General features: G+C 65.2%; 10 protein-coding genes, 1 tRNA gene and 1 pseudogene. 8 read left to right on the forward strand and 4 right to left on the reverse strand.

The genetic code is table 11. The features are described from left to right. Window positions 1-136: 136 nt before the first annotated feature. Window positions 137-1540, reverse strand: coding sequence for a type I glutamate--ammonia ligase (glnA, locus tag ACFTOW_RS08190; protein ID WP_379914577.1), 1404 nt, complete (start codon window positions 1538-1540; stop codon window positions 137-139). A gap of 59 nt (window positions 1541-1599) precedes the next feature. Continuing rightward, a complete protein-coding gene (locus ACFTOW_RS08195; protein ID WP_379914578.1) occupies window positions 1600-1938 on the reverse strand; it encodes a P-II family nitrogen regulator in 339 nt (112 codons plus the stop codon). 171 nt (window positions 1939-2109) lie between these two features. Here ACFTOW_RS08195 and ACFTOW_RS19935 point away from each other — a divergent pair. Next, window positions 2110-3752 (forward strand): annotated as a pseudogene (locus tag ACFTOW_RS19935) (NAD(P)H-hydrate epimerase). A 107-nt stretch (window positions 3753-3859) separates the two neighbouring features. Here ACFTOW_RS19935 and ACFTOW_RS08210 read toward each other — a convergent pair. After that, window positions 3860-4357, reverse strand: a complete 498-nt coding sequence (locus ACFTOW_RS08210) for a Hint domain-containing protein (RefSeq protein ID WP_379914582.1) — start codon at window positions 4355-4357, stop codon at window positions 3860-3862. A gap of 193 nt (window positions 4358-4550) precedes the next feature. Between ACFTOW_RS08210 and ACFTOW_RS08215 the strand changes: the two genes are divergently transcribed. After that, window positions 4551-4635 (forward strand) — tRNA-Leu (locus ACFTOW_RS08215). A 309-nt stretch (window positions 4636-4944) separates the two neighbouring features. Here ACFTOW_RS08215 and ACFTOW_RS08220 read toward each other — a convergent pair. Next, window positions 4945-5574 (reverse strand): DUF2306 domain-containing protein, encoded by a 630-nt coding sequence (locus ACFTOW_RS08220; RefSeq protein WP_379914583.1) that lies wholly within the window; start codon window positions 5572-5574, stop codon window positions 4945-4947. A gap of 138 nt (window positions 5575-5712) precedes the next feature. Here ACFTOW_RS08220 and ACFTOW_RS08225 point away from each other — a divergent pair, with 138 nt between their 5' ends. The 6 genes from ACFTOW_RS08225 (at window position 5713) to ACFTOW_RS08250 (ending at window position 12345) form a co-directional block, all read left to right on the forward strand. Continuing rightward, on the forward strand, window positions 5713-6597 hold the full coding sequence (locus ACFTOW_RS08225; protein ID WP_379914584.1) for a serine hydrolase: 885 nt from the start codon (window positions 5713-5715) through the stop codon (window positions 6595-6597). 197 nt (window positions 6598-6794) lie between these two features. Beyond that, window positions 6795-7469 carry a hypothetical protein gene (locus ACFTOW_RS08230; protein WP_379914585.1) on the forward strand — a complete coding sequence of 225 codons (675 nt, stop codon included), beginning with the start codon at window positions 6795-6797 and terminating at the stop codon, window positions 7467-7469. 255 nt (window positions 7470-7724) lie between these two features. Then, entirely contained in the window at window positions 7725-8375 is a 651-nt protein-coding gene (locus tag ACFTOW_RS08235; RefSeq protein WP_379914586.1) for an ABC transporter ATP-binding protein, read from the forward strand. Continuing rightward, the gene (locus ACFTOW_RS08240; RefSeq protein ID WP_379914587.1) at window positions 8372-10759 is read left to right on the forward strand and encodes an ABC transporter permease; all 2388 of its coding nucleotides are present in this window, start codon (window positions 8372-8374) and stop codon (window positions 10757-10759) included. Before ACFTOW_RS08235 ends, ACFTOW_RS08240 begins: the two co-directional genes overlap by 4 nt. Continuing rightward, window positions 10749-11786: a lipocalin-like domain-containing protein gene (locus tag ACFTOW_RS08245; RefSeq protein WP_379914588.1), complete on the forward strand. Its 1038-nt coding sequence runs from the start codon at window positions 10749-10751 to the stop codon at window positions 11784-11786. Before ACFTOW_RS08240 ends, ACFTOW_RS08245 begins: the two co-directional genes overlap by 11 nt. Beyond that, window positions 11776-12345, forward strand: coding sequence for a pyridoxamine 5'-phosphate oxidase family protein (locus ACFTOW_RS08250; protein WP_379914589.1), 570 nt, complete (start codon window positions 11776-11778; stop codon window positions 12343-12345). The genes ACFTOW_RS08245 and ACFTOW_RS08250 overlap by 11 nt, the downstream gene beginning before the upstream one ends. Window positions 12346-12405: the final 60 nt, after the last annotated feature.

Here is a 12405-nt window from a genome sequence, read left to right on the forward strand (position 1 = left end):
CATCGAGTCGGCGCGACACTGCGCGACAACCAAGGCAAAGACATGGCAAATCGCGCGCATTTGAATGAAACGCCGGATCGGGAATGCAAAAAGGGCCCCCGGATAGGAGGCCCTTTCGCGCGGTCGCGTGACCGTATCAGCAGCTGTAGTACATGCCGAACTCGACAGGGTGCGGCGTGTGCTCGTACAGCTCGATCTCTTCCATCTTCAGGTCGATGTAGCCATCGATCTGGTCCTTGGTAAAGACGTCACCGGCCAGCAGGAACTCGTGATCGGCCTTCAGGGCTTCCATCGCCTCGCGCAGCGACCCGCAGACGGTGGGGATGCCTTCCAGCTCTTCGGCGGGCAGGTCATAGAGGTTCTTGTCCATCGCCTCGCCCGGATCGATCTTGTTCTTGATCCCGTCCAGACCGGCCATCAGCAGTGCGGCAAAGCACAGGTAGGGGTTCGCCGACGGATCGGGGAAACGGGCCTCGACGCGCTTGGCCTTGGGGCTTTCGGTCCACGGAATACGCACGCAGCCCGAGCGGTTGCGGGCCGAGTAGGCGCGCAGAACGGGCGCTTCGAACCCGGGGATCAGGCGCTTGTAGCTGTTGGTCGACGGGTTGGTGAAGGCGTTCAGCGTCTTGGCGTGCTTCAGGATGCCGCCGATGAAATACAGCGCCTCCTGGCTCAGGTCGGCATACTTGTCGCCGGCGAACAGCGGCTTGCCGTCCTTCCAGATCGACATGTTGCAGTGCATGCCGGTGCCGTTGTCGCCATAGATCGGCTTGGGCATGAACGTCGCGGTCTTGCCATAGGCCTGCGCCACGTTGTGCACCACATACTTGTATTTCTGGATCTCGTCGGCCTGCTTTGTCAGCGTGCCAAAGATCAGGCCCAGCTCGTGCTGGCAGCTTGCGACCTCGTGGTGGTGCTTGTCGACCTTCATGCCGATGCGCTTCATCGTCGACAGCATTTCCGACCGGATGTCCTGACCGTCATCGATCGGGTTCACCGGGAAATAGCCGCCCTTGACGCCGGGGCGATGGCCGGTGTTGCCCATCTCGTATTCGGTGTCGCTGTTCCATGATGCGTCAAGCGCATCAACTTCATACGATACCTTGTTGATCTTGTTCGAAAAACGTACGTCGTCGAACAGGAAAAACTCGGCCTCGGGGCCCCAGTAGGACACATCGCCGATGCCGGTGGACTTCAGATAGGCCTCGGCCTTTTCGGCGGTACCGCGCGGGTCGCGATCATAGGCTTCGCCGGTGTCGGGTTCGGCCACGGTGCAATGCAGGCACAGCGTCTTTTCGGCATAGAACGGATCGATATAGGCGCTTTCCAGGTCAGGCATCAGCTTCATGTCCGAGGCTTCGATCGACTTCCAGCCCGCGATGCTGGAACCGTCGAACATGAAGCCCTCTTCCAGGAAATCCTCATCGACCTGGTCCGACATCACCGTCACGTGCTGCAACTTGCCGCGCGGGTCGGTGAAGCGGATATCGACATACTCGATGTCCTCTTCCTTGATCATGGTCAGAACAGAGTTGCTCATACCGTTAAATCCCTTTCTGTCAGGTTATTGAACTGCCGCGTCTGTGCGCGACAGGTGGGTTACAGCGCGTCCGAACCGGATTCCCCGGTGCGGATGCGGATGGCTTGTTCGACGGGGCTGACAAAGATCTTGCCGTCGCCGATCTTGTCGGTCTTGGCGGCGTCGATGATCGCCTCGATCGCGGCATCGACCAGATCGTCGTCCAGCACCACCTCGATCTTTACCTTGGGCAGGAAGTCGACCACGTATTCGGCACCGCGGTACAATTCGGTATGGCCCTTCTGGCGGCCAAACCCCTTGACCTCAATCACGCTCAGGCCCTGAATGCCGGCATCCTGCAGCGCCTCTTTCACCTCGTCCAGTTTGAACGGTTTGATGATCGCTTCGATCTTTTTCATCGCGGCCTCCTCGCCCCTGCGTGTTGTCTGTGGTCAGATCATCTACGCTGGGGGGCCACAATCGGATATGACTATGTGTCGGGCCGGTACGCCGGCTGAGTGAGGCGAGTGATTAAAAAATGTGCAGCAAGGCGCGCAAATGAGCGACTTTGAATCGAAAGGGTCAAAACCATGGCCGAAACCCTGACCTCTGCCGACATGCGTGCCGTTGAACAGGCCGCAATCGAGTCGGGCCGCGTCACCGGGCTGGTGCTGATGGAACGGGCCGGGCAGGGCGTGGTGGACGCGATCATCGCGGAATGGCCGGACCTCGCAACCGGCACGCCGCATGCGGCCGTGCTGTGCGGACCGGGCAACAACGGCGGCGACGGATTCGTCGTGGCGCGGCTGCTGCGGCAGCGTGGCTGGCGGGTTGCGGTGTTTTTCCACGGCGATGCAAAAAAGCTTCCACCTGACGCCAGGGCGACTTATGAGCGTTGGCTGAAGCTGGGCACGGTCGCGCCGCTGGACCTGACCGGTCTGATGCAGGCCGCGGCAGCGGCCCGCGCCGATGGGGCGGAGACGTGGGTGGTGGTCGATGCCCTGTTCGGGATCGGTCAACGCGCGCCACTGGATGAATTGCTGACCCCGGTCAATGCCCTGATCGATGCGATCTTCAAGCAAAGCGCCGCCCCCGCACCGGTGTTCGTGGCGGTCGATATTCCCACGGGCCATGATGCCGACAGCGGTGCCGCCCTCGCGCGGCGGCCGTTGCCCGCCGATCTCATCGTGACTTTTCATGCCCTCAAACCGATCCATGCCATGCCGCACATGGCTGATGCGCGCTGTCAGGTCGTGGACATCGGCCTGTGACCAAGGAAAGCGCATCCATGCCCCGCGCCCCTCGGCAGATCACTGCCACGCCCGCCATGATCGATGCGCTGCGCAAATCGCCCGAGGCGCACAAGTTCGGCCATGGTCACGCGCTGATCCTGTCCGGCGGGGCAGGTCGCACCGGGGCGGCGCGGCTGTCGGCGCGCGGGGCGCTCCGGATCGGGGCGGGGCTGGTTACACTCGGCGTGCCCGGATCGGCGCAATTGGAGGTGGCGGCGCAGATTACAGCTGTCATGCTACGGCGTGTGGACGATGGCAACGCGCTGACCGCCTTGCTGGCCGACGCGCGGCTGAACGCGCTCTGCCTCGGGCCGGGGCTGGGTCTGGACGGTCGGGCGGTGGCGCTGCTGGCGGCGGCTCTGGGCCGGTCCGGCGACATCGAGGGCATCCCCCCACCCCCGACCCCTCGTGGGGTGGGGGCGGGGGTGGGGGGCGCGCCGCGCGCCGTGGTGCTGGATGCGGATGCCTTGACGATCCTGGCCGGGCATCCTGCGCTGTTCGCGGCCTTGCACGATCGCTGCGTGCTCACTCCTCATGCGGGCGAGTTCGCGCGGCTGTTTCCCGACATCGCCGAAAAGCTGAACGCCGCCACCAAGGATGCGCTTGCGTCCAGACTTGACGCCACCCGCGCCGCCGCCGCGCGGGCGGGCTCTATCGTTCTGCTCAAGGGTCCGGAAACGGTGATCGCGGCGCCCGATGGGCGGGCCGCGATCAACAGCGCAACCCAAGGTCTGGCGGCCCCATGGCTGGCGACTGCGGGGTCCGGCGATGTGCTGGCGGGCTTTGTCACCGGATTGCTGGCACGCGGCTTCAACCCGATGCAGGCGGCCGAAACCGGCGCATGGCTGCACACGGAATGCGCGCGCAGCTTCGGCCCCGGACTGATCGCCGAGGACATTCCCGAGGCGTTGCCAGAGGTCTTGCGCAGCCTTGGTCTTTGACCCTGTGCCGCGCGGCCATAATGGTCTGACAGCGTTGCAGATACAAAAAACAGCCCCGGAGCTAAAAACGCACCGGGGTTGCTATGAAGATGACTTGTCGGAAAGGATCAGGTCGCTTGGGCCAGTTCCTCGGCGGTGATGAAGCTGGTCACTTCGAGACCATCGGCATAGATCACCTGCGCATGGTCCAGCTCGATCTCGTAGACCGTGACCTGCATATCCTTGCGCAACTGCACGAATTCGCCATCCACCAGATCACGCGCCGGGATCAGCGCCTGTTTCTGGCCAGTCAGCGCCTCGGCGCGCCAATCGCGGATCAGCACGCGCTGATCTGCGGGCAGGATCACGTCGCGATCGGGGCGTGTATGGCCCAGCGAACCTGCCATTACGGCGACCATGTCGCATGTGATGGCTTTTCTCCGGATGTCACGGATAGTTGCCATGCCGGTGTCGCGGGTGATGATCCTGTCGCCATGCGCCAGCATTTCCACCGGCATTTCGCCTTCGAGCGTCATGACGATACTGCCAGCGACCAGACCGGTACGTGCATTCTCGCGTGCCAGACGTGTCATCACGTCCTCACGCCCAACCGTTTGCGGTTTCATGGGCTCAATCCTGCTTTGTTGCTGCCTCGTTTTTTCCATCACAATAAGGCAGAAATGTGCCGGTGTCGCGTCCTTTCTGGGCAACTGTCGGACCTTTTTCGCGACAATTTTTTCCTCTCGCATCGGGTTGCGCGGTTTGATAAGACGCAGCGGTGCGCAGGGTTTCCCATGAAAACAAGACTTCGCACAGGATGCGGGTGTGGCGAAATTGGTAGACGCACCAGATTTAGGTTCTGGCGCCGCAAGGCGTGGGGGTTCAAGTCCCTCCACCCGCACCAAACGGACGCAACTCACCTAACGGATGCTCCCGGATATTCTGTTCGCGCATTTGGCGGGTGCTTTTCTCTTGGGTTTCCTCTCCTTCGGCACCTTGGAACGCGAGGACGGCCTTGCCCGGACAGCGTCTCGGGGATCGGGCCTGGGCTTGATGGATCCGTGACCATCCGCAACCTGACCTTGTCTGGGTCACGACACAGGCACGCGGCTGCGGTTACCGTCATTGCCATGCGTTGCCCTGCGCGATCGGGTCAGGCGCCAATAACACGCCGGATCAGCAAATGCACCAGTCCGCGGGCTTCGAAGAGCTGTCAGCCAGCCGTGTCCGTCCGCGTCTGGCGTCTGAGACGCAGTTCAAGAATGGCGAGGTAAGGCAGGTAAAAGGCAAAGTACTGCACCTGGTCGAACGGGCCATCCAGATTTTCGGTACTCCACAGACCATCGGTCAGGATGAACCAGAGCGTGTAGTGCAGCCGATAGATCAGCGAACCCATCACCAGCACAAAGAGCCGTAGGGCCCACCTGCGATGTCCGTCGACCTCACCGGCGCGCGCCAGCCGAACGACCTGCAATGCCGCAACAAGCATAAGACCCCCATACAGCGCAAAGCCTGCGTCCATGCCCGGACCGGCCACGGTGCCGCGCAGTGCGATATAGGTCAGGCCGCCGACTGCGGTGATGATCGACCCGAAAACGACCACCCTGCCTGCCATGCGGTGCGCAAGCGGATACCGGCTGCGCAGCCGCCCGATCAGTTGCAGCGGAGCGAGCACCATGATCAGCGCGCCGAGGACCATGTGCGAAAAGACGGCCAGATTGGCAAACGCGCTGCCCGGCGTGTAGATATACGTCACCTGCGAAAGGTCGAGGCTGAGTCCGCGCATACCAAAACGTGCAGAATAGGTCGCAAAAGCAAGACCGGACAGGGCCAGCACGATCACGCCCAGAATCTTCGGGATCGATCTCCATCCTCGACTCCACAGCATGCAACCGGCCTCCGACACAGTCTTTGACACGTCTGGAAAATGCTACTCTAGTCCGCGGAGGCAATGATCTTTCCAACTCCGAAAGGAAAATATGTGATCGCTTTTTCCGCCACGCCCGCACTTGAGGACGCGGTTGAGTTCGCCTGTGCGTCCGAGACCGCATGGCCGCGCAGCATGTTCTATCCCGACGGCAGCTATGTCGGAAACGTGGAATGGAATGAGAGCGGACCCTGGACGGACATCCTTGGTCCAGTGGCAGAGCGCGGCGGCCCGGCGGGCGTTGTCCTGCACCATGGCGTGCGCGTGGCGGAATGGGGCGATGCGGATCGCCCGGACATGACATTCTCGATCGCCAAAAGCTATATTTCTGTGCTGGCGGGGCTGGCGGTGGCCGACGGGCTGATTTCCGATCTGGACGCGCCCGTTGGCGAGACGGTGCCGGGGCCGCATTTCAGTGACCCGCACAATGGCAGGATCAGCTGGCGTCACATGCTGCAGATGAACAGCGAATGGCGCGGCGAGATCTTCGGCAAGAACGATCAGGTCGATCATTTTCGGCAGATCGGTGCCGGTGCAGACAACAGCCGCAAGGGTCAGCGGCGTGAGGTCGGGGCTCCGGGCAGCTACTACGAATACAACGATGTGCGGGTGAACGCGCTTTCCTATGCCCTGATGTGCTGCTTTCGCCGCCCGCTTCCGGATGTGCTGCGCGACCGCATCATGCGCCCTGTCGGGGCGTCGGAAGACTGGACATGGGAGGGGTATTCGACCTCGTGGATCGAGCTTGACGGGACACGCATGCAATCCGTCCCCGGTGGCGGGCATTGGGGCGGCGGCATGGTCATCAGCGCGCAGGGGGCGGGTGGCAACTGCCTTTGGATCAGCCCGGATGACGGAATCGTCGCGGTGATGCGCTGGCTCAACCCGGCCGATCAGCCGAGGTTTCTGGAAAAACTCGTCGCCGCGCTTGGCTGCTAGTCGGGCCGGGCGCGCGACCTTGCCGGTTGTCTTGATCGCGCGGTGGGGCAGGCGGAATCGTGAACGCCTTTCAATGACTGATCGGGTGCCCGTCCGTGGAAAGTATGGCATGCTCTTCAGCATCGAGTGACCACACCTGCGTTCAGAAAGAGGCTGTCGTGTCTGCCCCGCTCCGTTTTCCACGCTTTGTCAGGATAATGCTCTGCCTCCTGCTGGTCGCGGCCGCACCCTTGGCGAGCGCCGACGCCAAGTCGCCTGTGGACCCGACGCAGAAAGGTGGATTGATGTGGAACCGGAGCGGTCTGCCCGCCGTGTTTCCCCTGCAGGTCAAGACCCCGCCGGGGCAGGATTATTTCCTGACCCTGATCGACGTGAAGACCGGCGATCCAGCCTTGGCCGCCTACATCAAGGGCGGCAAGTTCTTCAAGGTGCTCGTGCCGCCGGGTGTCTTCAGGTTGAGGTTCGCCACCGGGAATGTCTGGCAGGGCGAAGACGATCTGTTCGGGCCGGGCAGGAAAACGCAGCATTTCGAGCTTCGCGATCCCTTGACGTTCGAGATCCGAGGGATCGGCATCAAGGCCGGGCATGTCGTCAGCCTGTTGGGGCGCCAACCCGGAGAACTGGCGGAAATGACACGGAAGGACCAGCTGATCTGCCAGTCCCTCAGACTACGGATTTCCCCATCCATCCACTCGGCTTTTGATAGGCGGCAGACCCAGGCCGTTGATCATGGTCCGAGGCACGATCTGTCGAAGTCTGCGCATGCAGCGGGTCGGGATCGGGGGGCCTTCGTCGGGCCACGATACCTCGAAGACCATGACCTGCGGTTCACCAACCCGCGCTATGATTTGCAATCGCGCTACTGCGGATAAGGTGACCGTCTGGCTTGTCCCGCGGACGCATGGGGCCGTCCGGCTCGACTTGATCGCTCATCGCACCCTCAACCACCGAGCCGGAGTCCGTGGCACGGTGGTCGCAGGTGCCCGGATCGACACGCGCCCCGGCCCGTGCGATGACGCAGCCACGTGGCATGTCGCCTGGATGGAGCCGCGCGCGGTCTGATCCTGCGGCGAAAACGCTCTTTCCGTGAAGCTTCCATGCGTTACCTTGGCCGCAAAGGATGACCGATGCTACTCAGCCTCAGCGATGTGACGAAAACCTATCCCGAAGCCACCGCGCCGGTGTTGCGGGGGGTGTCGATGACCCTGCAGGCCGGCGAGATGCTGGCGCTGACGGGTGAATCCGGTTCAGGGAAAAGCACGTTGCTGCATCTGGTGGGCGGGCTGGATTCGGCTACCAGCGGCGTGGTGGCGATCGACGGCACCGACCTGACGCCACTGGACGATGCCGGGCGCGCGGCGCTGCGGCGCGGGACGCTTGGGGTGATCTTTCAGCAGTTCAACCTGATCCCGTCGCTGACGGTGGCGGGCAATATCGCGTTTCAGGCGCGGCTGGCCGGGTGCCATGATCCCGACCGCACAGAGCGTTTGGCCTCGCGCCTGGGTCTTGGGCCGCATCTTGACAAATATCCCGAGCAACTGTCGGGCGGTCAGCAGCAACGCGTCGCCATAGCGCGCACGCTGGCCCCGCAGCCCAGGCTGGTGCTGGCGGATGAACCCACCGGCAACCTGGACGAGGCGACGGCGGACACGGTGTTTGATCTGCTGTGCGAGCTGGTCTCTGAGACCGGCGCGGCCCTGATCCTTGTCACCCATTCGCAACGGCTGGCGGCGCGGATGCCCCGCCAGTTGCATCTTGCGTCCGGGCAGTTGACATGACGCAGGCCATTCTGGCCGCCCTGCTGGGGCATTGGCGGCGCAATCCCTTGCAACTGATCACCCTGCTGGCGGGCCTCGCCCTTGGCACGGCCTTGTGGTCCGGCGTGCAGGCGATCAATGCCGAGGCCCGGGCCAGCTATGACGCGGCCGCCGCCACGCTGGGCGAGGGGCGGTTTGCGCAGATCACGGCGCGCGGGGGCGGGCCGGTCGCGCAGGAAACCTATGTCGCGCTTCGGCGCGCAGGCTGGAACGTGTCGCCCGTGATCGACGGAGACCTGGACTCGGTGCGGCTGGTGGGGCTCGACCCGCTGACAGCACCAGGCGACATCGGGCCGGTTTCGGTCGAGGGCGGGGCGGATCTGGGCGCGTTCCTGTCAGGGGCCGGGCAGATATTCGCGCGGGCGGACACGCTGGCGCGGCTGCCTGATACGGGTGCCCAAGGCGTGGCGTCGCCCGACGTGGCCCCCAACACGGCGATCACCGACATTGGCCTGGCGCAGCGCCTGCTGGGCCGGCAGGGCCAGATCGACCGCCTGCTGGTGGCCCCCGAACAGCCGCTCACCCGCCGTCCCTTGGCCGAGATCGCCCCCGATCTGGTGCAGACGGCACCGCAGGGCGACACCGATGTGGCCCGGCTGACCGACAGTTTCCACCTGAACCTGACCGCCTTTGGCCTGCTGTCCTTTGCGGTGGGGCTGTTCATCGTGCACGGCGCGATTGGCCTCGCGTTCGAGCAGCGCAGGCCGATGGTGCGCACCCTGCGGGCGCTGGGGGCACCGCTCGGGCGGCTGATCACGCTGATCGCGATCGAGCTTGCGGCGCTGGCCTTTGTGGCCGGGGCCATCGGCGTGGCGCTGGGGTATGTGGTGGCGGCGGCGCTGTTGCCCGACGTGGCGGCCACCTTGCGCGGGCTTTATGGCGCGGATGTCTCGGGTCAGTTGACGCTCCGGCCGGTCTGGTGGCTGTCGGGGCTGGCGATCGCCATGGTGGGCACAGCCGTTGCCGCCAGCGGGGCGCTGTGGTCGCTGGCGCGGATGCCGCTGCTGGCGGGTGCGCAGCCCCGCGCCTGGGCGATGGCCCGGCAGGGCCCTGCGCAGGGGGTGGCGTCGCTGGCGCTGCTGTCCGTCGCGGGCGTACTGGCGATCTGGGGGCAGGGGTTACTGGCGGGTTTCGTCATGCTGGGCGGGCTGCTGATCGGCGTGGTGCTGGCCCTGCCGCCGCTGCTCGGGCTGGTGCTGCGCGCGGGTCAGGCCAGCGCCCGTGGGCCCGTGACACAGTGGTTCTGGGCCGACACACGCCAGCAGGTGCCCGGGCTGTCGCTGGCGCTGATGGCGCTGCTGCTGGCGATGGCGGCCAATGTCGGCGTGTCGACGATGGTGTCATCCTTCCGGCTGACCTTTACCGGATTTCTGGATCAGCGGCTGGCGTCCGAGCTGTATGTCTCGGCCACCGACGCGGCGCAGGCAGAGCAGATCACCGAGGCTGCGACGGGCCTCACATCCGGTATCCTGCCGATCCTGTCGGTCGATGCGCAGGTGGCGGGTATGCCCACGCAGATTTTCGGCGCGCGCGATCATGCCACCTATCGCGACAACTGGCTGTTTCTGCGCTCTGCACCCGAGGCGTGGGACACGCTGGCGCAGGGCGAGGGCGTGCTGATCAACGAGCAGCTCTACCGCCGCGCAGATCTGGATCTGGGTACGATGGTGGCCATTGCCCCCGGGCTAGAGCTGCCGGTGCTGGGCATCTACGGCGATTATGGCAACCCGGTCGGGCAGGTCATCATGACCGAGGCGCTGTTTCGCCAGCAGTTCCCGCAGGTCACGGCCCTGCGGTTCGGTCTGCGGGTCGATCCCGCGCAGGCCGATACCCTGCGCGGCGTGTTGCGCGATCAGGCCGGTGTCCCCGAGGCGGCGATGGTTGATCAGGCCGCGCTCAAGGCGCTGTCGCTGTCGGTGTTCGAGAGGACCTTTACCGTCACCACCGCGCTGAACATCCTGACGCTGGCGGTTGCGGGCTTTGCCATGCTGATGAGCCTGCTGACGCTTGCCGCGATGCGCCTGCCGCAACTGGCCCCGGTCTGGGCGCTGGGTCTGACCCGGCGCAGGCTGGCGGGGCTGGACCTGCTGCGCGCGCTGGTGCTGGCCGCGCTGACCGCCGCGCTGGCCCTGCCGCTGGGGCTGGCGCTGGCCTGGGCCCTGCTGGCCGTGGTCAATGTCGAGGCATTCGGCTGGCGCTTGCCGATGTACCTGTTTCCGCTGGATTACCTGCGGCTCGCGGGCTTTGCCCTGCTGGCTGCCGCACTGGCCGCGCTGTGGCCCGCATGGCGGCTGTCGCGGATGCCGCCGGTGCACTTGTTGGGGGTGTTTCGCAATGAACGTTAGGATCGTCCTTTTGCTACTGTGGCTGCCAGTGCAGGCCGCCGCGCAGGGCTTTGCCGGGCTGGGAACCGAGACCGGGGATTTTGCAAGGCCCGATCCCGAAACCGTGCTGCAGTTTCCGGCAGATCACGGCGCGCATCCAGAGTTTCGCATCGAATGGTGGTATCTGACCGCCAACATGACCGGCCCGGATGGCACGGCCTATGGCCTGCAATGGACGCTGTTCCGCTCGGCGCTCGCGCCGCGCGACGGGCAGGGCTGGGACACACCGCAACTGTGGATGGGCCATGCCGCCGTCACCACGCCCGATGCGCATTTCGTGGCGGAACGGCTGGCGCGCGGCGGGATCGGGCAGGCGGGCGTGCGGGCCGATCCTTTTGCCGCGTGGATCGACGACTGGGCGATGGAGGGACCAGGCTTCGACGATCTGCGCCTCACCGCCTCGGGGGCAGAGTTCGCCTATGACGTGGGCCTGTCCGCGACCGGGCCGTTGGTGTTTCACGGGCAGCAGGGCTATTCGGTGAAATCCGCCGCCGGGCAGGCCAGCCACTACTATTCGCAACCGTTCTACGATCTGTCCGGCACCCTGACCCTGCCGCATGGCGACATCCCCGTCACCGGCCATGCCTGGCTCGACCGGGAATGGTCGTCGCAACCGCTGGCGGCGGATCAGACCGGGTGGGACTGGTTCTCGCTGTCCTTTGACAGCGGTGACAAGCTGATGGGCTTCGTGCTGCGCGGGGATAGCGATTTCACGGCAGGCACATGGATCGCGGCCGATGGCGCCACGACGGCGCTGCCGGATGGCGCGTTCACGGCAGCCCCCCTGTCGCGCCACCGCGTTGCCGGGCGCGACGTGCCGACCGAATGGCAGGTGCGCCTGCCCGACCGGGGTGTGGATGTGACGGTGACGGCGCTGAACCCCGATGCGTGGATGGCGACATCCGTGCCCTATTGGGAAGGGCCGGTCACCGTGTCGGGCAGCCATGGCGGCGTGGGATATCTGGAGATGACGGGCTATGGCGACTGATCCGCACCCATGGGCCGCCGATCTGGCCAGCCTGCAGGAACAGGTCTGGGCGCGGCTGCTGCGCGGGGTGGGCGACCGCCACGCGCCCGCGCGCCATCCCACGCTTGCCACGGTGTCGCCGGGTGGCTGGCCGCAGGCGCGCACGGTGGTGCTGCGCGCGGTGGATGTGGCGGCGGGCACGTTCGACATCCACACCGATCTGCGCTCGGCCAAGGTGGCCGAGCTGCGCGCCACCCCGCGCGCGGCGCTGCATGTCTGGGACAAGGCCACGCATCTGCAGACCCGCGCCAAGGCGGTGGTGGAGATCCTGACCGGCGCGGCGGTCGCCGACCTCTGGGCGCGGGTGCCGGATGCGGCGCGGCAAGCCTATGGCTCGCAGCCCGCGCCCGGTGTGCCGCTCGCAGATGCGCTGGCCTATGAAAAGCGCCCCAGTGCTGCATCTTTTGCCGTGCTGCGCTGCACGGTGCAGGCGTTGGATGTTGTCCATCTGGGCCTTCAGCACCGGCGTGCGCGGTTCGACCGCACCGATGGCTGGGCGGGTCAGTGGCTTGCGCCCTGACCCAAGGCCGCGGACCTTGGACACTTTGCACAGACAGCGCGACGTTGCCTTGTCCGCATG

This window comes from Lacimonas salitolerans, assembly GCF_042677865.1.
GTDB lineage: Bacteria > Pseudomonadota > Alphaproteobacteria > Rhodobacterales > Rhodobacteraceae > Lutimaribacter > Lutimaribacter salitolerans.

Excerpts from the sequence above, each read along its gene's own strand:
- ACFTOW_RS08240 (WP_379914587.1), top strand. The coding sequence starts at position 8,372 with ATGACGCAGGCCATTCTGGCCGCCCTGCTGGGGCATTGGCGGCGCAAT.
- ACFTOW_RS08230 (WP_379914585.1), top strand. The coding sequence starts at position 6,795 with ATGCTCTGCCTCCTGCTGGTCGCGGCCGCACCCTTGGCGAGCGCCGAC.
- glnA (WP_379914577.1), bottom strand. The coding sequence starts at position 1,540 with ATGAGCAACTCTGTTCTGACCATGATCAAGGAAGAGGACATCGAGTAT.
- ACFTOW_RS08245 (WP_379914588.1), top strand. The coding sequence starts at position 10,749 with ATGAACGTTAGGATCGTCCTTTTGCTACTGTGGCTGCCAGTGCAGGCC.
- ACFTOW_RS08250 (WP_379914589.1), top strand. The coding sequence starts at position 11,776 with ATGGCGACTGATCCGCACCCATGGGCCGCCGATCTGGCCAGCCTGCAG.
- ACFTOW_RS08235 (WP_379914586.1), top strand. The coding sequence starts at position 7,725 with ATGCTACTCAGCCTCAGCGATGTGACGAAAACCTATCCCGAAGCCACC.
- ACFTOW_RS08195 (WP_379914578.1), bottom strand. The coding sequence starts at position 1,938 with ATGAAAAAGATCGAAGCGATCATCAAACCGTTCAAACTGGACGAGGTG.
- ACFTOW_RS08210 (WP_379914582.1), bottom strand. The coding sequence starts at position 4,357 with ATGAAACCGCAAACGGTTGGGCGTGAGGACGTGATGACACGTCTGGCA.